Origin of the sequence: Pectobacterium polonicum, assembly GCF_005497185.1 — a bacterium.
GTDB classification, from domain to species: domain Bacteria; phylum Pseudomonadota; class Gammaproteobacteria; order Enterobacterales; family Enterobacteriaceae; genus Pectobacterium; species Pectobacterium polonicum.
The window spans coordinates 24906-45929 of the sequence record NZ_RJTN01000015.1 but is presented as its reverse complement, the minus strand read 5'-3'; the positions used below and the strand labels follow the sequence as shown (position 1 = coordinate 45929).

Below are 21024 nucleotides of genomic sequence, written 5' to 3'. Positions count from 1 at the left end.
AGGTTGTCCGATTTAGCGTTGATGCAACGGCAGCCAGATGATTAAGCGCAATCCACCCAGCGGGCTGTCTTCCGCTTTTACCCACCCTTTGTGCTGCGTAATCGCGGTTTCCACGATGGCGAGCCCTAAACCGCTGCCGCCGGATTCGCGGTCACGCGCTTCATCGGTACGGTAGAAAGGGCGGAAAATCTGTTCACGATCTTCCGGGCTAACGCCGGGGCCGTCGTCATCCACTTTGATGGTGATGCCCTGATTATCGACCGAGAAAGCCACTTCGATGTGGTTGTGAGAATAACGCAGCGCATTGCGCACGATATTCTCCAGCGCACTGTCGAGCGAGGCCGGATTACCGAAGAGCGTCCAGGGACCCGGAGGGTAAGGGACTTCCAGCGTTTTACCCATCTGCTCGGCTTCAAAAGCCGCATCATCCAACACATTGCCCCACAGTTCATCAGCATGCAGGAACTCGCGGGTCAGTTCATTCTTGTGCTGATTGCGTGACAGCACCAGCAGGTCGTTAATCATGCTGTCGAGCCGCTGCGTTTCCGTCTCGATGCGGTTCAGTTCATTGCCTTCTCCCTGACGCCGACGCAGTAGCGCCGTTGCCAACTGCAAGCGCGTCAGCGGCGTGCGCAGTTCGTGCGAGATATCCGACAGCAGACGTTGCTGTGCGGTCACCATCCGTTCCAGCGCACTGACCATTTGGTTAAAGCTGACGCCCGTCGCCTGAAACTCCTGCGGACCAGATTCCAATTCAGGATGCTGACGTAAATTGCCTTTGGCGACTTCATCGGCGGCGTGCTTGAGCTTCCGCGCGGGTTTCGCCAGACTCCAGGCGAGCCAGAGCAATAGCGGTGAACTGATCAGCATGGTGAAGATCAGTAGCAGCAAAGGACGGTCAAACAACAGGCTAATGAAATCGGACTGCGGGCTACTGGCAGGACGAATCAGATAAAGCTGGTAGTTGTCATCACCATCGCGGATCGCAAAGGGACCGAGAAGCTCAATGCGGCCGTAATTTTTCTTTTGTGGATGATCGGCGTTATCCGACAACCCGATAAAATTACGCACAATCGGAGTTTCATGTTTCTCTGCGCCAAAGATCCGACCTTCGCTGGTGACCAGAAAAAGGCGCTGCCCCGGTGGAGCCCACTTCTCCAACACCCAGAACAGCCGTAGCCACCAGCGCAGATCGTTGGCAGGGGTGTTGGCGAGGTCTGCTTCAATGTGCTGTTCCAGCATGATGCCCTGCCGCTGCTCGTTTTCCAGCAAGGCAGTAAGCTGGCGTGAGTCCAGCTTGGGCACCATCAAAACCAGCATGAGTACCAGCGCCAGCGTTAACCAAAAAATGGCAAAGATACGGGCGGTCAAACTATTGATCATGCAGCCGATACCATCAAATAGCCTCGTCCACGCAGCGTTTTAAACCAGGGCAAGCCGTCTTTACGTTCTGGCAATTTACGCCGCAGGTTCGAGATATGCATATCAATCGCACGATCAAACGGCGTCAGCCGTTTCCCCAGGACTTCCTGACTTAAATGCTCGCGGGAAACCACCTGTCCTAACCGCTGCGCCAGCAGATAGAGCAGCGTGAATTCGGTGCCTGTCAAATCCAATACAACATCGTCAAAGCTGGCTTCCTGTCGTCCGGGGTTCAGACGCAGGCCATCGACTTCCAGCGTGGGCGCGCTGTTATCACCCGCCTGCTGTTGATCGGTCCAGTTGGAACGGCGGAGAATCGCGCGAATTCGTGCTACCAGTTCCCTGTCGTTAAAGGGTTTCGGCAGATAGTCATCGGCACCCAGCTCCAGGCCAAGAACGCGATCTAACTCACTGCCGCGGGCGGTCAACATGATGACCGGCGTTTGATGCTGCTGTCGTAGTTCTTTTAATGTATCGATACCGTTTTTCTTCGGCATCATCACATCCAGTAATAACAGGTCAATGGTGTTATCTATTATCTGTAACGCCTGCTCGCCGTCGTAGGCGACAACGACGTTAAAACCTTCCATTTCGAGCAACTCTTTCAATAAAGCCGTCAGCTCTTTATCGTCATCAACCAGCAGAATTTTATTCATGTTTTCTCTACCTCCAAGGGCAAAATACGACATAGATTAGCGCTATTCCATGACTTTACGTAGTTTTACATCCTCTGACGCATGTTTGCAGCAAGATGCGTAGACTCATGCTCATTGATTCACAAAATGACGTACCGCTCTGGAGAGTTATTGATGCAACAGTTCGCAACCTTATCTCTTGCTTCACTGCTTATGTTAGGCACTTTTACCGCCTTTGCAGCAGAGAGTGGGGATGCTCCGGCGAGCGGCGGCTGGCATATTGATGATTCCGCCACGAAAGGCGTATCCAGCCAGCAAGGTATGTTCGATGGCGTGAGGTTGACTGAGCAACAGCGTCAACAAATGCGTGATTTGATGCACCAGAGCCGTCAGGACAAACCGGCGTTTAATACCGAAGATATTAAAGCCATGCACCAGTTGGTGACTGCGGAAACGTTTGATGAAGCGGCGGTGCGAGCGCAGATAACCCGAATGATGAGTGTGCAGATTGAGCGTCAGATTCAGATGACCCGAGTGCGCAACCAAATGTATAACCTGCTGACGCCAGCACAGAAAGAAATACTAGAGCTGAAGCATAAGCAACGCATGAAAGAGATGCAGCAGCAGATATCCATGTTTAACCAGATGGCCGCGCCGGCACCAGGCACGACAAGTAATCCTGAGTAGTAGTGTAGTAAGTAGTCTGTAAGCGTAGTGCAGTCCGAGTAGTAAATGTGTAGTAGGTACACACCCTGTTTTTCCTTGCCATAGACACCATCCCTGTCTTTTTGCCCTCCATGATGGAGGGCTTTTTTTTGGGTTTTTTTAACGTCGATGGTGCATTTTGACTCCAATCGAGCTGTGTCCGATTTACGTGGGCAAGATCATTCTTCGGCATAGTGAAGTGCTGTCATTAACTGGCATAATACACATGTCATTCTCGGTCAATATATTAACGGGAGACGCCTACTGGGCATGCGTTGGTGTGTTGTCCTACACTCGTTAAGGCCGCGCCGGTTAGCGCTGATGCATAATCGTGGCGGAGAGAAACACTGATTGCTGATACTTGCCGGTGAGAAAGGGCGGGTATATATCGTTATTATTGAGGTTTTCGCATGAAAAAAGTTACCGTTGCCGCAACACAAATGGCGTGTTCCTGGGATCTGCCCAAGAATATCGAAAACGCTGAAAAGCTGGTGCGACAAGCGCAGGCAAAGGGCGCGCAGGTTATCCTGATTCAGGAACTGTTTGCCGCACCGTATTTTTGTATCGATCAGAGCCCTGAGCACTATGCACTGGCGCAGGAGCTGGAAACCAGCCCGCTGATTAAACACTTCTCCGCACTGGCGGCGGAGCTGAATGTGGTGTTGCCGTTGAGCTTCTTTGAGCGTGCCAATAATGCCTATTACAACTCGCTGGTGATGATTGACGCGGACGGTTCAGTGTTGGACGTTTACCGCAAAACGCACATTCCGAACGGTCCGGCGTATCAGGAAAAGCAGTTCTTCATTCCGGGCGACACTGGCTTTAAAGTTTGGCAGACACGCTACGCAAAAATCGGCGTGGGCATTTGCTGGGATCAGTGGTTCCCAGAAACTGCACGCAGCCTGGCGTTGCAGGGTGCCGAGCTGATTTTCTATCCTACCGCGATTGGTTCTGAACCCGCTTACCCAGATATCGACAGTCAGCCGCACTGGACCCGCGTTCAGCAAGGTCACGCCGCCGCGAATCTGGTGCCAGTGATCGCATCCAACCGCATCGGTACGGAAGCCAGCAAATACATCGACGGTTTGGAAATGACGTTCTACGGCTCGTCCTTCATTGCCGACCAAACGGGTGCGCTGTTGGCACAGGCCAATAAGACGGATGAAGCGATTCTGGTGCATGAATTTGATTTAGAAGCCATTGCAGCACAGCGTGCGTCATGGGGCCTGTTCCGCGACCGTCGTCCGGAAATGTACGGCACCATTGCCACCTCTGACGGCAAGACCCGGAGATAAGTGATGTCACAGTTAGCGACTCCCCCTCTCACCACGCCGCAGCAGGATGGCTTTGCGATGCCCGCCGAATGGGCACAGCATGATGCCGTGTGGATGATTTGGCCGTATCGTACCGACAACTGGCGCGAGCAGGGCGTTCCGGCGCAGAAAACCTTCGCGCGCGTGGCGGAAGCCATCGCCCAAAACACGCCCGTTATTATGGGCGTGCCTGCACGCTACATGGCGGATGCGCAAAAAGTGATGCCGGTGAACGTTACGCTGGTGGAAATGGAAAGCGATGATGCCTGGATGCGTGATACCGGTCCAACCATCGTGCTGAATCCGGCGGGTGAACGTCGGGGTATCGACTGGCAGTTCAACGCGTGGGGCGGTGAGTTGGGCGGCCTGTATGAAGACTGGCGTCAGGATGAGAAAGTCGCTGCACAGGTGCTGGACTATCATCAGGCGGCACGCTATGCCGCTCCGCTGATTCTGGAAGGTGGCTCGATCCATGTCGATGGTGAAGGCACGCTGTTGACCACGGCAGAATGCTTACTCAATCCGAACCGCAACCCGCACCTGAGCAAGGCGGAAATCGAACAGCTGATGCGTGATTACCTCAGCATCTCGACGATTATCTGGCTGGAAGAGGGCGTGTACAACGACGAAACTGACGGGCATATCGATAACATGTGCTGTTTCGTGCGTCCCGGTGAAGTCGCGCTGCACTGGACGGATGATGAAAACGATCCGCAGTATGCACGCTCCGTTGCAGCCTATGAGGTTCTATCGTCAGCACGGGATGCACAAGGGCGTGAGTTGAAAATCTGGAAATTGCCTGCTCCCGGCCCGCTCTATGCGACTATCGAGGAAGCACAGGGCGTGGACAGCGGTGATGCGATTGAGCGTCTTGCCGGTTCTCGTCTGGCGGGGTCTTACGTGAATTTCCTGATCAGCAATCAGCAGATCGTTTTCCCACTGCTGGATGAGAAGACGGATGACGTTGCACGCGATCTGCTGCAACAGATGTTCCCTGGCTACGTAATTAGCGGCGTGCCTGCGCGGGAAATCCTGCTGGGTGGGGGAAATATTCACTGCATTACGCAGCAAATCCCTACTGTGGAGTTCGTACTGAACTGTTAACGCAAGGTTGAAAGAAGAGTAAAGAGTGCCCTGTTCGTCATAAAAAAGCCGGTTGGCGCGACAGCGTGAACCGGCTTTTTGATTAGACGAACCGTTGTCCGTCCGTTTTCGATAAACGCTTAGCCGCGTTTAGCGCCGGCTGCGGCTTTCACGATGACCGCAAAGGCGTCAGCTTTCAGTGATGCACCGCCAACCAGCGCGCCGTCGATGTCCGGCTGGGTGAACAGCTCTGCCGCATTCGCCGCATTCACTGAACCGCCGTACTGGATGATCACTTGTTCGGCAACGGCAGCATCTTGCTTGGCGATGTGGTCACGGATGAATTTGTGAACGGCCTGAGCCTGTGCTGGGGTGGCAGATTTGCCCGTACCGATAGCCCATACTGGCTCGTAGGCCACCACGGTGTTTTCAAACGCTTTCGCACCCAGTGTATTCAACACGGCGTCCAGTTGACGCGCACAGACGGCTTCCGTCTGGCCTGCTTCGTTTTCTGCTTCAGTTTCGCCAATGCACAGCACTGGAATCAGGCCTGCGTCTTTCAGCACGCCAAATTTCTTGGCAATGAATTCATCGCTTTCTTTGTGGTAGGTGCGGCGCTCAGAGTGGCCGATGATGATGTATTTCGCACCGATGTCTTTCAGCATTTCAGCAGAGGTTTCACCTGTGAAAGCGCCAGAAAGGTTCACGTCAACGTTCTGTGCGCCCAGAGCAATGCGGCTGCCGGCCAGTTGGTGATTAGCTTGATCGAGGTAGATAGCAGGGGGTGCAATGGCTACGCCACAACCGTCAACGGCGCTGAGCTCTTTACGCAGGCCCGCGATCAGTTCGTTGACCATGTTTGTGCTGCCGTTCAGCTTCCAGTTACCCATAACTAATGGATGTCGCATCTTTTTTCCTCCAGCCGGAATCGCGAATGAATCAATATGTTAATAAATCAATGTATTAATGAACCGATGCATAAATTTTACTGCCGTCAGGCAATATAACTTGTCCACAGTATAGAGACGAAATGTGACCGTGGCTCTGTTTTTCGTCATGAATTACCGTGTTGATCACGGTTCAGATAGCGTTAGCTTAATCGGTTCAACAGCAAAAGTTAGCCCTTTTTCGCCGTCATCTGCAACCACATAACGCAAGGCTCCCTCCGTTTGCTGATAAAAGCGCTGTCCTTTGCCCTTTTCCAGCAACTCGGTGACCTTTTTCATACTTTGTTCTTCCGTCAGTGAAGGGGCGAACGTGCGTGCCAGCGCAGCCATATAGTCGATGGCCTGTTTACGGCGCACCGTCGTTGCTTGTTCGCTCTGTGGCTGCGGTAGCAAGGTGATTTGCAGCGTTTTGATTTTCCCCGTGCCTTTCTCCAGCGCGGTTGAAGCATAGAGGTAGTCGTTGATCCGGCTGGCAGCCCGCGTCAACATGCTGGTGATATTGCCGGTATCGACCACCCGAAATTCGCCGATCGGCAACGTTGGGTTGCTCAGGTTGTAGCGAGAACGGAATTGTGTGATGGTTTGATCGAAGGTGGGGGCACCAGCTAGCAGATACGGCGCATTGGCTGAGGTTTTGGGCGGAAACGTCGGATCGGCTCCCGCGTGAGCCTGGTACAGCACCAGCGATGATAAAACCAATAGTGAAGCGATGCGTTTTCGTGTCATAGGGATTCGGGTCAGCCACTTCAGAAGATGTCCAGGCCGATAACGGCAGAATACGTTTGATTAAAGCGGCATTTGTACGTCGTTGTCAAAAATAGTACGTCGTTGTGAGAAATCGCACGCGGCTGACAAAAATCGCGTAAAGATTGCAGGCAAATACTCGGGTTGAGGTAAAATCAGCCACAATAAAATACAGATTAATTCGGCCAGACAGGCTGACAATTCAGGGCGTTATCGTTAATGACATTACAGCAATGGTGCTTCTCGTTTAAAGGCCGAGTCGGTCGTCGTGATTTCTGGCTTTGGATGGCGATTTGGGTCGCGCTGATGGCGGTGCTGTTTACGCTATCCGGTCAAAGCTGGCTGGATACGCAATCGACGGCGTTTGGTTTGGTGGTATTGCTGTGGCCGACGGCGGCGATGATGGTGAAACGGCTGCATGACCGTAATAAGAGCGGCTGGTGGGCGCTGTTGTTAGTGGTGGCGTGGATGTTGGCCTCTGGGAATTGGACGATGTTTTCGTCCATCTGGCAGTGGGGCATTGGCCGCTTCTTGCCGATCCTGATTGTCGTGATGACGCTGCTCGACTGCGGCGTTTTTCTGGGGACAAAAGGGGAAAACCGCTTTGGAGCAGCGGCGGAGCCATTTCGCTTCCGCCGCTAATTAGAACAACTGGCTGTTTACCAATAGTTTTCGGCAGTCATATGACCGGGTCTGCGGCGCAGGTGTTTGGTCATGTTCCGCTCTTCTTTCAGCAACAACTGAGTATCACGCACCATCTGCGGGTTACCGCATAGCATGACATGGCTGGTAGCGGTATCCATCGGCAAGCCTACTGCGGCTTCCAGCGTGCCGTTGCTGATCAACGTAGGAATACGTCCTGTCAGCGAACCTGCTTCCTCTTCCCGGCTAACCACCGTTTGAATATGCAGCTTACCAGGGTAGCGCTGCTGTAATTGCTGCATCAGCGGCAAATAGCTCAGATCGCGTGAGAACCGGGCGGCGTGAACCAGCACGATGTTCTTAAAACGTTCCAGCCCCTTGCCTTCCTGAAGAATGGACAGGTAAGGGCCAATGCCCGTGCCTGTTGCCAGCATCCACAGCGTTTCACAATCAGGAATCTCTTCCAGCACGAAAAAGCCAGCGGCCTCTTTGACGATCATGACTTCCGAACCGGGTTGCATGGCATGTAAATGAGGACTCAGTTTGCCTTCCGGCACCGTCACCAGATAGAACTCAAGCGTAGGATCGCTGGGCGCGTTCACGTAGGAATATGCGCGCTGCACTTTTTCACCCTCAATCTCCAGCGCCAACTTGCCATATTGCCCGGCAGTGAATGAATCGACGGGTGCATGAACCCGAATGCTAAACAGACTTTCTGTCCAGTTTTCCACCTGAACTACCTTGCCTGTCACCCATTCAGCCATATTTTTCTGCTCCTGTTGCTTGCATTAGACGCCGCTATTTTTGCATGTAAGTCGTGCATCTACGATACGCTATTTATTAACAACTGTGAAACAATCAGTCAGCCGACAGTGGCCTGCTACAGCAGGAATTCGTGCAGCGTACGATCCTTACGATCCAGGTAGTGCGTTGATTTAATCCGGCGGATCGTGCGGGATTTGCCGCGGATCAGCAGCGTTTCCGTGGTGGCCATATTGCCTTTACGCGCGATCCCATCCAGCAAATCACCTTTGGTGATGCCCGTTGCGGAGAAAATCACGTTGTCGTTGCGTGCCATGTCGTCGAGTTTGAGGACACCACCCGCCTCGATGCCCATTTGCCGGCAGCGTGCCAGCTCGTCTTCACCGATGCGGCGGTTTTCAACGCTATCGCCTTTGACCTCATGACGAGCCAGCAAACGCCCTTGCATGTCGCCATCGAGCGCACGGATAACCGCTGCCGAGATCACGCCTTCTGGCGCACCGCCGATGCCGTACAACACGTCAACTTCGCTGTCTGGCATGCAAGTAAGGATGGATGCCGCTACGTCGCCGTCTGGAATCGCGAACACTTTCACGCCCAACTGCTGCATTTCCGCGATGCAGGCATCATGGCGTGGTTTAGCCAGCGTAGTGACGGTTAACTGGCTGAGCGGTTTACCTAACTTCAGCGCGATATTGCGCAGGTTGTCCGCCAGCGACAGGTTGAGGTCAATCGACCCTTTCGCGTCGGGCCCGACGATCAGCTTTTCCATGTACATGTCTGGCGCGTGCAGAAACGCCCCTTTTTCGCCGACGGCTAGCACAGCGAGCGCATTCGCCTGACCCATTGCCGTCATCCGCGTGCCTTCAATCGGATCGACGGCGATGTCTACGGCATCGCCCTTGCCCGTGCCGACCTGCTCACCGATGAACAGCATGGGCGCTTCGTCGATTTCCCCTTCGCCGATGACAATCTGACCGTTGATATTGACCTGATTCAGCATGATGCGCATCGCCTGTACGGCGGCATTGTCGGCGGCATTCTTGTCGCCACGACCTAGCCACTTATAGCCTGCCAGCGCGGCTGCTTCGGTGACGCGTGAGAACTCAATGGCTAATTCACGTTTCATAAATACCTGTCTGTTGTCGATCGGGAAAAGAAGAGATGTGGGCGGGGATTTTATCACAACGGGGAAGGACGGCGGTTAAGCGATGTGGAAAAAACGGGCGCGACAGGCGCGCCCGATGTGGCGAGTTAGGCGTCGTGCTCTTCCCAGTTACGGGCGCGGGCAACGGCTTTCTGCCAGCCGCTGTAGCGCACGTTACGCTCCACCGTTTCGATGCTAGGGCGGAATTCACGCTCAATAGTCGCTTTGCTCTTCACTTCATCCAGATCGTTCCAGAAGCCAGTGGCAAGGCCAGCCAGGAAAGCGGCACCCAGCGCGGTGGATTCACGCACTTCTGGACGTTCCACGAGCGTGCCGAGGATATCGGATTGGAACTGCATCAGGAAGTTGTTGGCGACGGCACCACCGTCAACACGCAGTGATTTCAGACGCGTACCTGCATCTGCCTGCATCGCATCCAGCACGTCACGGGTTTGGAAGGCGATGGATTCCAGCGTTGCGCGGATGATGTGGTTAGCATTCACGCCACGGGTCAGGCCGAAGATCGCGCCACGGGCATACGGGTCCCAATAAGGGGCACCCAAACCGGTGAAGGCCGGTACGACATAGACGCCGTTGGTGTCCTTCACTTTCGTTGCGAAGTACTCGGAATCCATGGAGTCGCCGATCAGTTTCAGCTCGTCACGCAGCCATTGGATAGAGGCACCGCCAACAAACACAGAACCTTCCAGCGCGTAGTTCACTTCGCCACGCGGGCCGCAGGCGATGGTGGTCAGCAAACCATGTTTGGACTGCACGGCTTCCTTACCCGTATTCATCAGCAAGAAACAGCCAGTGCCGTAGGTATTTTTCGCCTGCCCAGGATTGACGCAAAGCTGGCCGTATAGCGCCGCCTGCTGGTCACCTGCGATACCGGCGATAGGAATACGCGTACCGCCTTTACCGCCAATGTTAGTCTGGCCGTAGACTTCTGAAGACGCGCGCACTTCCGGCAGCATTTCGCGCGGAATATCCAGCGCTTCCAGCATGGGGGCATCCCACTCCAGCGTATGAATGTTAAACAGCATGGTGCGGGAGGCGTTGGTGTAATCCGTCACATGAACGCGCCCTTGCGTCATTTTCCAAATCAGCCAGGTATCAATCGTACCAAACAGCAATTCACCACGTTTGGCACGTTCACGGGAGCCTTCAACGTGATCCAGAATCCATTTAACCTTGGTGCCAGAGAAGTAGGGATCGACCACCAACCCTGTGGTGTTGCGAACATACTCTTCCATACCGTCTTTTTTCAGCTTCTCGCAAATTTCAGCAGTACGGCGACACTGCCAGACGATAGCGTTATAAATCGGTTTTCCGCTCTCTTTTTCCCATACGACGGTGGTCTCACGCTGGTTGGTGATACCAATACCCGCGACTTCATCTGCGCTGATATCGGCCTTAGCCAACACTTCGACCAGCGTCGAACTTTGTGTCGCCCAAATTTCCATTGGGTCGTGCTCTACCCAGCCGGCTTTTGGATAGATCTGGGTGAATTCACGCTGTGACACGCTAATGATATTGGCGTCGTGATCCAGTACGACAGCGCGGGAGCTGGTTGTGCCCTGATCGATAGCAACAATGTATTTTTTTTCCGGGTTCATAAATCCAATCCTGTAATGATTTACCGTGAAATAGGATGGTCGTGGCGTTAAGTTTAACGGCTTTCACGACGCGTGGTAGCTTCTGCCTCGGGTTCGCACACATCGCATGGCAGATTACGGCCAATCAGTGCGCGATAACCGAAGGCACCCAGACAGGCACCGATGATGGGGCCAAAGATAGGAACCAGGAAGTAAGGGATTTCGCGTGCGCCAGTGAAGGCGACATTGCCCCAGCCCGCCAGGAACGCGAACAGTTTAGGACCAAAGTCACGCGCCGGATTGAGGGCAAAGCCGGTCAGTGGCCCCATAGACGCACCGATGACGGCAATCAGAATACCGATCAGCAGAGGAGCGAGCGGTCCACGTGGGATGCCGTTACCATCGTCGGTTAGCGCTAGAATCAGGCACATCAGAATCGCGGTGATGACGGTTTCAACCAGCAGCGCCTGCATCACGGAAATGTGCGGGTTCGGGTACGTCGAGAAAATGCCCGCTAAATTCAGGCTTTCTGTGCTGCCACGTACCATATTGTTAGTTTGTTCAAAATCCACAAACAGGTTGTAATACAGACCGTAGACCAGTGCGGCGGCACAAAATGCGCCCGCAATCTGCGCCACAATGTAAGGCACAACCTTGCGTCCATCGAAGCAGGCAAACAGCCACAAGGCGATAGTGACGGCCGGGTTGAGGTGAGCGCCGGAAATAGCGGCGGTCAGGTAGATTGCCATCGCAACCCCCAGACCCCAAATGATGCTGATCTCCCACTGTCCGAAGCTGGCTCCCGCCAGTTTTAACGCGGCGACGCAGCCGACACCGAAGAAAATCAGCAGGCCAGTGCCGAGAAATTCGGCGATGCACTGGCCTTTTAGCGTTGAACGTTCTGCTTGGCTCATATTTTTTTCCTGCTGGGTAACGTACAGAGTGGTAGGTCTAAGGATACCGTTGGTGGCATCCCCTGTTTTAAATGTATTTATGATGTGAATTTATCGTTAATGCTCGAAAACGAGAAATATCGAAATTGAAATGTGTGTTGCGTGTCAAAAAAATGAGCGTATTCGCTTATAAAATGACTCGCAGTGGTTTTTCGTCCACGGTTAATAGTAACGTTCAGGTTAAATTTATTAACACATTAGGAGTAACGGAGAAGCGAATGGGGTAGTTTTTAGTTTGAGCTGCCCGTTTTTCAGTTTGTACTGATAGTGTTAAGTAAGAAAAGCTGCGACACTCGTGTAGTGGGGGATGTACGCTAGACAGGGCGCCATTGGCTACATACAATTTCGCTATGGTCTGTCTTGCCAGCCGTCCCGCGGTCAGGATTATGTTTGTGGGCGGATGACGCGACACCGTGAGTGTTGGTTACAGAGTCCGAAAGCCAGCGTTAACCGATCTTTGCCTTGTTGCGATTAAAAGGGGTTTGAAGAATGTCATTTGAAGTGTTTGAAAAGCTGGAAGCGAAAGTTCAGCAGGCGATTGATACCATCACGCTGTTGCAAATGGAAATTGAAGAGCTGAAAGAACAGAACAACACACTGTCCCAGGATGTTCAGGCGGCAGCGGGTTCACGTGAAGCGCTGGTGCGCGAGAACGAGCAGTTGAAAGAAGAACAAGTGGTATGGCAAGAGCGCCTGCGCGCGCTGTTAGGCAAAATGGAAGAAGTCTAATCGGACTTGCTGGCTCAGGCGAAGGAACGGCTTATCGATTGAGCCAAATAAAAAAGGGCGTGTATCGCCCTTTTTTGTGGTGAGGTTGCCGCAATAAAAATGCGACCAACTCAACGATATTATTCAATATCCAGCGGGTCTTCCGCCAAAATAATACCGGTATTATCGGCATACAGATGGTCACCGGAGAAGAAGGTTACGCCGCCGAAGTTGACGCGGATATCACTTTCGCCAATGCCTTCGCTACCTGCACCAACCGGAATGGCCGCCATCGCCTGAATACCGATATCCAGTTCCGCTAAATCGTCAACCTGACGCACCGCGCCATAAACGACAATGCCTTCCCACTCGTTTTGTGTCGCCAACCGGGCGATTTCCGCGTTGATCAACGCGCGGCGCACTGAGCCCCCACCATCGATCAGAAGTACGCGCCCGAGGCCGTTTTCTTCAAGGAGATCGAAAAGCAGACCGTTATCCTCGAAACATTTCACCGTGGTGATTTTGCCACCAAATGAGGTACGCCCGCCAAAGTTGGAGAACAGAGGCTCAACAACATTCACCTCTTCGTGGTAGATATCGCACAGCTCGGAAGTATCGTATTTCATAGGATTAACGTCAGGTTGCCGCCGGGATCATGAGTATATCCCTTTCTGGCGGCTGTTGGCAAAATCATCAAATGTTAACTTGATGCGCATCAGTAAATGCACATCGTTTTTTGCCCGCACTAACTTTACCCGCACTAACTCAGTATCACACCCACGGCGAACAGAATATTGGTCAGCAGCGCGCCTTTCACTGTTTTTTCCAGCATCGGACGCATACTGAATGCGCTGGTTTCACGCAGCACATAGAGCGCCTGTTTAATCAGCAGCGGGAGTGCCAGAATAAACAGCCAGCCCGCCAGACTGTGCAGATAAAATGTGGCAAACAGACCGAGGCAAACCGGAGCCAGCAACAGAAGCATCGTGTGGTAGAAGCGCGCTTTTTCCGCCCCAAGACGCACCGCCAGCGTGTTTTTTCCGCTAAGACGATCGTTGTCGATATCGCGCAAATTGTTGATATTCAGTACTGCGGTTGCCAGCAGGCCACAGGCCGTTGCAGGCAGCATCACGACGCTGTCGAAATGCCCGGTTTGCAGATAATACGACCCCGCGACGCTGAGCCAGCCGAAAAAGATCAGCACCGAGATATCGCCAAGCCCGATATAGCCATAAGGTTTGTTGCCGACGGTATAGGTGATCGCGGCAAAAATCGCTAGCAGCCCCAGAATCAGGAAGCCAAAGATATCCGCTGGCTTTTCACACGCCAGAATCACCAGACTCACGCCGGAAACGATGGTGAGCGCCACGGTCACGATGAGCGCATTGCGTAGCTGTGACAGCGTAATAGCACCGGTTTGGATACCTCGCAACGGCCCGATACGTTCCTCGGTATCGCTACCTTTTACCGCATCCCCATAGTCGTTCGCCAGATTGGAGAGAATTTGCAGCAGTCCGGCGGTCAACAACGCCAGTAATGCTACGCCCGGTTTAAAGCTGCTATGCCAACTCGCAATCGCCGAGCCGGTGACGATGGATGCAAAAGCTAATGGCAACGTTTTTGGACGCAGACTATCCAGCCAGGCTTTGGTTTTGCTGCTATGGGTCGATAAGGTCATGGTGTGCTTCAATTTTTATTGACGATTCAATTGCGTGAATCATCCGTTTATAAACAAAAAAAGTCAGTGATGGCGGCGTCAGAAACAAAAGTGGGAGGCCAACGCCTCCCACTTTATCGTTAATCGTGCGATCCGCGAAAACGGATTATAAGATAAATCGACTCAGATCTTCATCTGCTACTAATTCATCCAGATGATTACGTACGTAATCTGCGTCAATGGTAACGCTTTGGCCGTGCATTTCGCTGGCGTCATAAGAAACATCTTCGATCAGACGCTCCATCACGGTATGTAAACGGCGCGCACCGATATTCTCGGTGCTTTCGTTTACCTGCCAGGCCGCTTCGGCAATGCGGCGGATACCATCGGCGGTGAATGAAATATCCACGCCTTCTGTTGCCATCAGCGCTTTATACTGTTCAGTCAGCGAGGCGCTTGGTTCTGTCAGGATGCGCTCGAAATCTTCCGTCGTCAGCGCCTGCAATTCCACGCGAATCGGAAGACGTCCTTGTAATTCAGGAATCAGATCGGACGGGCTGGCAACCTGGAACGCACCGGATGCGATAAACAGAATATGGTCGGTTTTGACCATACCGTGCTTGGTCGATACGGTGCAGCCTTCAACCAGCGGCAGCAGGTCGCGCTGAACGCCTTCACGAGAAACATCCGGGCCGGAGCTTTCGCCACGCTTACAGATTTTGTCGATCTCGTCGATGAACACGATGCCGTGCTGCTCAACAGCTTCAATCGCCTGCTGTTTCAGCTCTTCCGGGTTCACCAGTTTGGCGGCCTCTTCTTCTATCAGCAGCTTGAAGGCATCTTTGATTTTGACCTTACGGGCTTTCTGCTTCTGTCCTGCCAAATTCTGGAACATGGACTGTAGCTGATTAGTCATCTCTTCCATGCCCGGCGGTGCCATGATCTCTACGCCAACGGGAGCGGCAGCCAGATCGATCTCGATCTCTTTGTCGTCCAACTGGCCTTCACGCAGTTTCTTGCGGAATGCCTGACGTGCGGCGGAAGGCTCCGGCGTGCTTTCTGACTGCCCCCAGTTGTTTTTTGCTGGAGGAATCAGCACGTCCAGAATACGGTCTTCCGCCATTTCTTCCGCACGAAAACGATTTTTTTCGATGGACTGATGGCGCACCATTTTGATCGCGGAATCTGTCAGATCGCGGATGATAGAATCCACTTCTTTGCCGACATAGCCGACTTCGGTAAATTTGGTCGCTTCCACTTTGATGAACGGCGCATTGGCGAGCTTCGCCAGACGGCGAGCGATTTCGGTTTTACCTACGCCAGTAGGGCCAATCATCAGAATATTTTTAGGCGTCACTTCATGGCGGAGTGCTTCGTCCAACTGCATACGGCGCCAGCGGTTACGCAGCGCGATGGAAACAGCGCGTTTGGCTTTATTCTGGCCGATAATATAGCTGTCGAGTTCGCTGACTATCTCGCGCGGGGTCATTTCAGACATGGTTGATCCTTACGCCTTGGAGGCTAATTCTTCTATCGTGTGGAACTGGTTGGTGTAGATACAGATGTCGCCAGCAATCCCCAAAGATTTCTCGACGATATCGCGCGCACCCAGTTCGGTATTTTCCAGTAAAGCGCGCGCGGCGGCTTGTGCGTAAGGACCGCCGGAACCAATGGCGATCAGATCGTTTTCAGGCTGTACGACATCGCCATTACCGGTAATGATCAGTGAGGCATTTTCGTCTGCGACGGCTAACAGGGCTTCCAGCTTGCGTAGCATACGGTCGGTACGCCAGTCTTTCGCCAGCTCGACAGCGGCTTTCACCAAATGGCCCTGATGTAATTCCAGCTTGCGCTCAAAAAGTTCAAAAAGGGTGAAGGCATCCGCGGTGCCACCTGCAAAACCCGCGATGACGCGGTCATGATAGAGACGACGTACTTTACGCACGTTGCCTTTCATCACGGTATTGCCCAGAGTCGCCTGTCCATCACCGCCAATGACCACTTGGCCATTGCGGCGTACGCTTACAATTGTTGTCACGAGTCAGTCCCCGTTTGAAGAAAAAGATCCCCGCATGATGCGGGGCACATTGATGTTATAGATGGGGGAACGCGTGGGGGTTTTCAACCCCCGCTAGCAAGAGGAATACAGTTTGATGCGCCCGCGCCTTTAAGGCGTTGGAGCATGCTGTCTGCGGCAGCACGGTTGCTGTAAGGCCCTAACATAATACGGTTCCAGCCGCCGTTAGAGGTGATGCGGCTTTCGATACCTGCAAACGCCAGTTGTGCTCTCACTGATTCGGCAGGGTCCATGGTTTTAAAGGAGCCACACTGAATCGCCCAGCGTTGAGTTTTTTCGACTTTTGGTGCTTCAGGCTGTTTGACCGGCTGTTGCTTCGGTGCTTCCTGCTTTGGTGCCTCTTGTCTTGGCGCTTCTTGTCTTGGAACCACTGGCGTCGTTTGCGTGACCGTTGGTGCGCGTGTTGCAGGCTGTGTCGTCACGACGGGCGGCGGCTGCATCGATTGCGTCGGTGGCTTAATGGTCACCTGCGAGCGTGGAACCTGCGTCTGGTCGTTATACGGCACTTCGGAAAGCTGTGTTGGCTGGCGACGCATATCAGACTGCATCTGTTCCAATAGCTGACGCTGTTCATCCGTCAACTGCACCGGCGAACGGATCTCTCCACCAGCCGAAGGCTCCGTTGGTGCCGTGACGCCCAACTGACGATTTTCCAGTTCTTTGATGTAACGCCAACGTTCTTCCGGCTTGGGTGGCAGCCCGTTACCTTTGCCCACGTTCTGATGCGGAAGGACGGGGGACTCTTCGGGTTTATTATGGGCGATAAAGTACAGACCGCCCGCGAAGGTGACCAAAACGGCAACAGCAAGCGCGACCATCGTTTTGGATGCACCTGAAGCGTTGCCTTTTTTTCGGCTATTTGTCGTTTTCCGACGCGTTCCTGATGAACGTCCCCGGCTCACGTAGTCTCTTTGTGCCACTGTCGTTTCGCTGTGAATTGATAGATAAAGAATATAATTAGGGGGTCATGTTACTGAACCCTCAAATATTTGACCAGCACCTGAAGTCTTAAAGCCTGTTACGGGCGTAATTCGGGGCGGCGACGCTGTCGCGTATGACCAGCTCACTGGACAACAGACGCGAACCGCTTTGTACCGTGTTACCTTGCAACTGCTCTAAGAGTAGCAGCATTGCCTCGCGTCCGATCTGATAACGGGGCTGGGCGACAGAAGTCAGCGGCGGCCAACTGTATTGCGCCTGTTCGATATCATCGAAACCGATAATGGAGAGATCGCGCGGGATGTCCAGCCCCATCTTTCTGGCCTGCGCCAGCACGCCCAGCGCCATGAGGTCGCTATGGCAGAAGATGGCGCTGGGCGGCTGAGGATGTTGCATCAGCGCAATCAGACCGTTGATCCCCGTTTCGTAGGTGAAATCGCCCCGAAAGATATATTGGTTATCGATAAGAATGCCATTGCGACGCAGAGCCTGAATGTACCCTTGCAAACGATATTGACTCAGATGCATATGCTCCGGGCCGGCAATGCAGGCGATGCGCTGGTGACCCGCCTGATACAGATAATGTACGGCTTCAAAGGCGGCGGTCAGGTTATCGATATGCACGGTGGGCAGCGCCAGATCCGGTGAGAACTCATTCGCCATCACCATCGGTGGCAGATTACGCTGCTCTTCCTGGCCGGCATCAAACGGCAGGTTAGAGCCGAGCAACACCATACCGTCGATCTGTTTAGTGATAATCAGATCGACGAAGGTTTTTTCCCTTTGATGTTGGTGCGCGCAGTCGCCAATCAATACCAGATAGCCGTGTTCGGCAGCCGTTTCCTCGATCCCGCGAAATATTTCGGAGAAATAGGGATCGCAGATGTCTGGTACGATCGTCAGGATCGTGCGCGATTCGTTACGCTTGAGGTTTCGGTTGAGTGCGTGAGGCGAATAGCCAACGGCGATGACAGCCTGCTCGACCTTCCTACGGGTGGTCGCAGAGACTTTTTCTGGGTTCATTAACGTTCGGGATACGGTGGCGGTGGAAACGCCCGCTTCATCCGCCACGTCTTTCATCGTCGCCGTGGTGACGCCTTTCTTCTGCTTCAACGCTTTTCTCCTTGCGTCAGCGTTAACTGGCGCTGACTGCCAGCAGAAGGTTCCTGTCTGCTGACGCTCTATGATTACGGGTAATGCTGTTCGGCACGTAGACTAAGGGAAGGGTACCGCGCCTCAGGATACTGCCTGCGCAGACAGTGATAACAGATTGAACGCAGGTTTTGTTGCTTAATTTGCACAGAAAATGTGATGGATGTCGTGTTCTCGACGCCGATCGCAAAAATGTGTGGCAAGAAACCTGACATTGCTTAACAGGAAACGCTAACCATCTGTGGGGTCGACATCCAGCACCCATTTCACTTTACGCGCCTGCGGCAGCGTACCGATTAGCGTCAGCGACGTTCTGACCAGTTTCTGCAATAGCGCTCTGGAGGGGTGCTGTAGCAGGAGCTGCCAGCGGAAGCGCCCCGCACGTTTGGGCTGTAAAGCGGGCACCGGGCCCAGCAGCCAGAGTGATTCATCCCGCAGCGGGCTGGCTTCCAGTAAATTACGTAATTGCTGGAGAAATAAGGCGGCCTGCTGATTATCGTGATCGTCAGCGCGGAAGAGGATATGGCTGGTAAACGGCGGCAGAAAAACACTCTTTCGTTCGGTGAGTGCTTGACTGGCAAAGGCATCGTAGCCTTGGTGCAGCAGCGTTTGTAATAGCGGGTGTTCCGGGTGATGCGTTTGCAGCGCGACTTCGCCTGCTTTACCTGCACGTCCCGCACGTCCAGCTACCTGAGTATAAAGCTGGGCAAAACGTTCGGCCGCGCGGAAGTCGGCGGAGAACAGTGAACCGTCAACGTCCAGCAAGGCGACCAGCGTTACATCAGGGAAATGGTGGCCTTTTGCTAACATCTGTGTACCGATAAGAAGGCGTGCACCTCCCTGTCTGACCTGCGAGAGCTGCTGCTCAAGCGCACCTTTCCGGCTGGTGGTATCACGATCGATGCGGGTGATTGGGACATCGGGAAAGAGCGGGGCAAGGCTTTGCTCCAACTGCTCGGTGCCCAGACCGACGGGCACCATATTGGTCGAGCCGCAGCCGGGGCACTGCTGTGGAACCGGGCGCTGGCTGTCGCAGTGGTGGCAGCGCAACATCTTCTGGTGCTGGTGGTAGGTATAATAGTGATCGCAGCGCTGGCACTCGGCAATCCAACCGCACTCATGGCACATCACCACGGGGGCGAACCCGCGCCGATTAAGGAACAAAATAACCTGATTATCGTTCGTCAGATGGTGGCGGATACGGGTAATCAGCGGCTGGGATAACCCGGCCGTCAGCGGCAAACTTTTCAGATCGATAACGTGTTGTTTGGCTAGTGCGGCGTTGCCCGCTCTTTTGGTCAGATTCAAGCGTCGATACTTGCCGATCTGGACGTTATACAGCGTTTCCAGCGCGGGCGTCGCCGTTCCCATCACGATCGGAATATCTTCCTCTCTGGCGCGGAAGACCGCCAAATCACGGGCGTGATAGCGCCAGCCTTCCTGCTGTTTGTAGGAACTGTCGTGTTCTTCATCGATCACAATCAGCCCTAAACGGGCAAAAGGAGTAAATAACGCTGACCGCGTTCCGATGACGATCGCGGCTTCACCGCTGCGGGCGCGTAGCCAGACGGCGAGGCGCTCGCTGTCGTTGAGTGCCGAGTGCAGCACATCCACCGGGGCGTTAAATCGTTCGCGAAAGCGGGCGATCGTTTGCGGCGTCAGGCCAATTTCCGGCACTAATACCAGAGCTTGTTTGCCTTGTGCCAGTACGTTTTCCAGCACGCTGAGATAGACTTCGGTTTTGCCCGAACCGGTGATGCCTGCGAGCAGCCAGGCGGCAAAGTGGTTATCTTCGCTGCGGATCGCGCCGACAGCAGTGGCCTGTTCAGTATTCAGGCGCAGGCGATCGGTTGCCAAACTAAAGCTTTGACGCCAGTCGTGAAGCGTTTGCTCTGCGGCCTGTAATTCGCATAGCCCTTTGCTACGCAGCGCCTGCAATGCTGTCTCCGTCAGCCCGATTTCGCTCACCTGATGGCGATAAAGCGGCGATTGAAGTAAAGCCGCCAGCGCCTGCTGCTGTTTCGCGGCGCGTTTGAGCGTGCTGAGCGGTGTCGCTCGGCCCTGTTCGGTGGCAAACCACTGCCAGAGCGGCGCGCGGTGTGCGGGTTTCCCCTGGCGCAGTAGTATCGGCAGCGCGTGGAACAGCACTTCGCCAATCGGGTAGTGATAGTACTCGACGGCCCACAGCAAAATACGCCACAGGCTGGGCGGGAACAGCGGCTGTTCGTCCAGCACGTCATGCACGGGTTTTAATTGCTCAAGCGGAAGTTCGCTGGTGTCGCTCAGCGCGGTAATAATGCCGATCGCTTTACGGTGACCAAAGGAGACGCTGACGCGTGCGCCGACCTGCGGAGCGATGCCTCCTGCGGGTAGCAAATAATCGAATGTACGTGCCAGTGGCACGGGCAAAGCGACCTGAGCGACAGACATAGCTTCTCCGTGATAGTCGACGTGATTTGCGTGGCGATCAATGACATAACCGAGCGGTCTGTATCATACGCGACGCGGGTAGAAAATAAGGCAAGGCGCTAGTGTACATG

20 protein-coding genes are annotated in these 21024 nt (G+C 53.8%); 5 read left to right on the top strand and 15 right to left on the bottom strand.

All coding sequences use genetic code 11. The features are described from left to right. Positions 1 to 12 precede the first annotated feature (12 nt). Positions 13 to 1383, bottom strand: a complete 1371-nt coding sequence (cpxA, locus tag EDI29_RS15035; protein WP_107168682.1) for an envelope stress sensor histidine kinase CpxA — start codon at positions 1381 to 1383, stop codon at positions 13 to 15. Continuing rightward, positions 1380 to 2078 carry an envelope stress response regulator transcription factor CpxR gene (gene cpxR / locus EDI29_RS15030; RefSeq protein WP_137741535.1) on the bottom strand — a complete coding sequence of 233 codons (699 nt, stop codon included), beginning with the start codon at positions 2076 to 2078 and terminating at the stop codon, positions 1380 to 1382. The genes cpxA and cpxR overlap by 4 nt, the downstream gene beginning before the upstream one ends. A 153-nt stretch (positions 2079 to 2231) precedes the next feature. Between cpxR and cpxP the strand changes: the two genes are divergently transcribed. From cpxP to aguA, 3 genes are all read left to right on the top strand, one after another. Continuing rightward, positions 2232 to 2744 carry a cell-envelope stress modulator CpxP gene (gene cpxP, locus EDI29_RS15025; protein ID WP_137741534.1) on the top strand — a complete coding sequence of 171 codons (513 nt, stop codon included), beginning with the start codon at positions 2232 to 2234 and terminating at the stop codon, positions 2742 to 2744. 428 nt (positions 2745 to 3172) lie between these two features. Then, a complete protein-coding gene (gene aguB, locus EDI29_RS15020; RefSeq protein WP_137741533.1) occupies positions 3173 to 4057 on the top strand; it encodes an N-carbamoylputrescine amidase in 885 nt (294 codons plus the stop codon). A 3-nt stretch (positions 4058 to 4060) separates the two neighbouring features. After that, the gene (gene aguA, locus EDI29_RS15015; protein ID WP_137741532.1) at positions 4061 to 5179 is read left to right on the top strand and encodes an agmatine deiminase; all 1119 of its coding nucleotides are present in this window, start codon (positions 4061 to 4063) and stop codon (positions 5177 to 5179) included. 119 nt (positions 5180 to 5298) lie between these two features. On the opposite strand, the gene tpiA is transcribed toward aguA, so the two are convergent. After that, positions 5299 to 6066, bottom strand: a complete 768-nt coding sequence (gene tpiA, locus EDI29_RS15010) for a triose-phosphate isomerase (protein ID WP_137741531.1) — start codon at positions 6064 to 6066, stop codon at positions 5299 to 5301. Positions 6067 to 6231: 165 nt separating this feature from the next. Continuing rightward, the gene (locus EDI29_RS15005; protein ID WP_137741530.1) at positions 6232 to 6831 is read right to left on the bottom strand and encodes a YiiQ family protein; all 600 of its coding nucleotides are present in this window, start codon (positions 6829 to 6831) and stop codon (positions 6232 to 6234) included. 237 nt (positions 6832 to 7068) lie between these two features. Between EDI29_RS15005 and EDI29_RS15000 the strand changes: the two genes are divergently transcribed. Further along, positions 7069 to 7491 carry a DUF805 domain-containing protein gene (locus EDI29_RS15000; protein WP_137741529.1) on the top strand — a complete coding sequence of 141 codons (423 nt, stop codon included), beginning with the start codon at positions 7069 to 7071 and terminating at the stop codon, positions 7489 to 7491. Positions 7492 to 7508: 17 nt separating this feature from the next. Here EDI29_RS15000 and fpr read toward each other — a convergent pair whose 3' ends face one another. The 4 genes from fpr to EDI29_RS14980 all read right to left on the bottom strand — a co-directional run bounded on the left by fpr (position 7509) and on the right by EDI29_RS14980 (position 11912). Then, positions 7509 to 8255 (bottom strand): ferredoxin--NADP(+) reductase, encoded by a 747-nt coding sequence (fpr, locus tag EDI29_RS14995; protein WP_137741528.1) that lies wholly within the window; start codon positions 8253 to 8255, stop codon positions 7509 to 7511. 116 nt (positions 8256 to 8371) lie between these two features. Then, positions 8372 to 9382 carry a class II fructose-bisphosphatase gene (gene glpX, locus EDI29_RS14990; RefSeq protein ID WP_137741527.1) on the bottom strand — a complete coding sequence of 337 codons (1011 nt, stop codon included), beginning with the start codon at positions 9380 to 9382 and terminating at the stop codon, positions 8372 to 8374. Positions 9383 to 9507: 125 nt separating this feature from the next. Beyond that, on the bottom strand, positions 9508 to 11019 hold the full coding sequence (gene glpK / locus EDI29_RS14985) for a glycerol kinase GlpK (protein WP_137741526.1): 1512 nt from the start codon (positions 11017 to 11019) through the stop codon (positions 9508 to 9510). A gap of 53 nt (positions 11020 to 11072) precedes the next feature. Continuing rightward, positions 11073 to 11912, bottom strand: a complete 840-nt coding sequence (locus EDI29_RS14980; RefSeq protein WP_137741525.1) for an MIP/aquaporin family protein — start codon at positions 11910 to 11912, stop codon at positions 11073 to 11075. 528 nt (positions 11913 to 12440) lie between these two features. Between EDI29_RS14980 and zapB the strand changes: the two genes are divergently transcribed. Further along, on the top strand, positions 12441 to 12680 hold the full coding sequence (zapB, locus tag EDI29_RS14975; protein WP_005973326.1) for a septal ring assembly protein ZapB: 240 nt from the start codon (positions 12441 to 12443) through the stop codon (positions 12678 to 12680). A gap of 119 nt (positions 12681 to 12799) precedes the next feature. Here zapB and rraA read toward each other — a convergent pair whose 3' ends face one another. From rraA to priA, 7 genes are all read right to left on the bottom strand, one after another. After that, the gene (gene rraA / locus EDI29_RS14970; protein WP_039486799.1) at positions 12800 to 13285 is read right to left on the bottom strand and encodes a ribonuclease E activity regulator RraA; all 486 of its coding nucleotides are present in this window, start codon (positions 13283 to 13285) and stop codon (positions 12800 to 12802) included. Positions 13286 to 13419: 134 nt separating this feature from the next. Further along, positions 13420 to 14337 (bottom strand): 1,4-dihydroxy-2-naphthoate polyprenyltransferase, encoded by a 918-nt coding sequence (locus EDI29_RS14965; protein ID WP_137741524.1) that lies wholly within the window; start codon positions 14335 to 14337, stop codon positions 13420 to 13422. A gap of 145 nt (positions 14338 to 14482) precedes the next feature. After that, the gene (hslU, locus tag EDI29_RS14960) at positions 14483 to 15814 is read right to left on the bottom strand and encodes an HslU--HslV peptidase ATPase subunit (protein WP_137741523.1); all 1332 of its coding nucleotides are present in this window, start codon (positions 15812 to 15814) and stop codon (positions 14483 to 14485) included. A gap of 9 nt (positions 15815 to 15823) precedes the next feature. Next, a complete protein-coding gene (gene hslV, locus EDI29_RS14955; RefSeq protein WP_005973334.1) occupies positions 15824 to 16354 on the bottom strand; it encodes an ATP-dependent protease subunit HslV in 531 nt (176 codons plus the stop codon). 83 nt (positions 16355 to 16437) lie between these two features. Next, positions 16438 to 17313 carry a cell division protein FtsN gene (gene ftsN / locus EDI29_RS14950; RefSeq protein WP_137741522.1) on the bottom strand — a complete coding sequence of 292 codons (876 nt, stop codon included), beginning with the start codon at positions 17311 to 17313 and terminating at the stop codon, positions 16438 to 16440. A gap of 88 nt (positions 17314 to 17401) precedes the next feature. Further along, positions 17402 to 18445, bottom strand: a complete 1044-nt coding sequence (gene cytR / locus EDI29_RS14945; RefSeq protein ID WP_137741521.1) for a DNA-binding transcriptional regulator CytR — start codon at positions 18443 to 18445, stop codon at positions 17402 to 17404. A 270-nt stretch (positions 18446 to 18715) separates the two neighbouring features. Beyond that, positions 18716 to 20914 carry a primosomal protein N' gene (gene priA / locus EDI29_RS14940; protein WP_137741520.1) on the bottom strand — a complete coding sequence of 733 codons (2199 nt, stop codon included), beginning with the start codon at positions 20912 to 20914 and terminating at the stop codon, positions 18716 to 18718. Positions 20915 to 21024: the final 110 nt, after the last annotated feature.

What these genes read in the sequence shown, in the direction of transcription:
- cpxA (WP_107168682.1), bottom strand. Translation starts at nt 1,383, where the DNA reads ATGATCAATAGTTTGACCGCCCGTATCTTTGCCATTTTTTGGTTAACG.
- cpxR (WP_137741535.1), bottom strand. Translation starts at nt 2,078, where the DNA reads ATGAATAAAATTCTGCTGGTTGATGACGATAAAGAGCTGACGGCTTTA.
- cpxP (WP_137741534.1), top strand. Translation starts at nt 2,232, where the DNA reads ATGCAACAGTTCGCAACCTTATCTCTTGCTTCACTGCTTATGTTAGGC.
- aguB (WP_137741533.1), top strand. Translation starts at nt 3,173, where the DNA reads ATGAAAAAAGTTACCGTTGCCGCAACACAAATGGCGTGTTCCTGGGAT.
- aguA (WP_137741532.1), top strand. Translation starts at nt 4,061, where the DNA reads ATGTCACAGTTAGCGACTCCCCCTCTCACCACGCCGCAGCAGGATGGC.
- tpiA (WP_137741531.1), bottom strand. Translation starts at nt 6,066, where the DNA reads ATGCGACATCCATTAGTTATGGGTAACTGGAAGCTGAACGGCAGCACA.
- EDI29_RS15005 (WP_137741530.1), bottom strand. Translation starts at nt 6,831, where the DNA reads ATGACACGAAAACGCATCGCTTCACTATTGGTTTTATCATCGCTGGTG.
- EDI29_RS15000 (WP_137741529.1), top strand. Translation starts at nt 7,069, where the DNA reads ATGACATTACAGCAATGGTGCTTCTCGTTTAAAGGCCGAGTCGGTCGT.
- fpr (WP_137741528.1), bottom strand. Translation starts at nt 8,255, where the DNA reads ATGGCTGAATGGGTGACAGGCAAGGTAGTTCAGGTGGAAAACTGGACA.
- glpX (WP_137741527.1), bottom strand. Translation starts at nt 9,382, where the DNA reads ATGAAACGTGAATTAGCCATTGAGTTCTCACGCGTCACCGAAGCAGCC.
- glpK (WP_137741526.1), bottom strand. Translation starts at nt 11,019, where the DNA reads ATGAACCCGGAAAAAAAATACATTGTTGCTATCGATCAGGGCACAACC.
- EDI29_RS14980 (WP_137741525.1), bottom strand. Translation starts at nt 11,912, where the DNA reads ATGAGCCAAGCAGAACGTTCAACGCTAAAAGGCCAGTGCATCGCCGAA.
- zapB (WP_005973326.1), top strand. Translation starts at nt 12,441, where the DNA reads ATGTCATTTGAAGTGTTTGAAAAGCTGGAAGCGAAAGTTCAGCAGGCG.
- rraA (WP_039486799.1), bottom strand. Translation starts at nt 13,285, where the DNA reads ATGAAATACGATACTTCCGAGCTGTGCGATATCTACCACGAAGAGGTG.
- EDI29_RS14965 (WP_137741524.1), bottom strand. Translation starts at nt 14,337, where the DNA reads ATGACCTTATCGACCCATAGCAGCAAAACCAAAGCCTGGCTGGATAGT.
- hslU (WP_137741523.1), bottom strand. Translation starts at nt 15,814, where the DNA reads ATGTCTGAAATGACCCCGCGCGAGATAGTCAGCGAACTCGACAGCTAT.
- priA (WP_137741520.1), bottom strand. Translation starts at nt 20,914, where the DNA reads ATGTCTGTCGCTCAGGTCGCTTTGCCCGTGCCACTGGCACGTACATTC.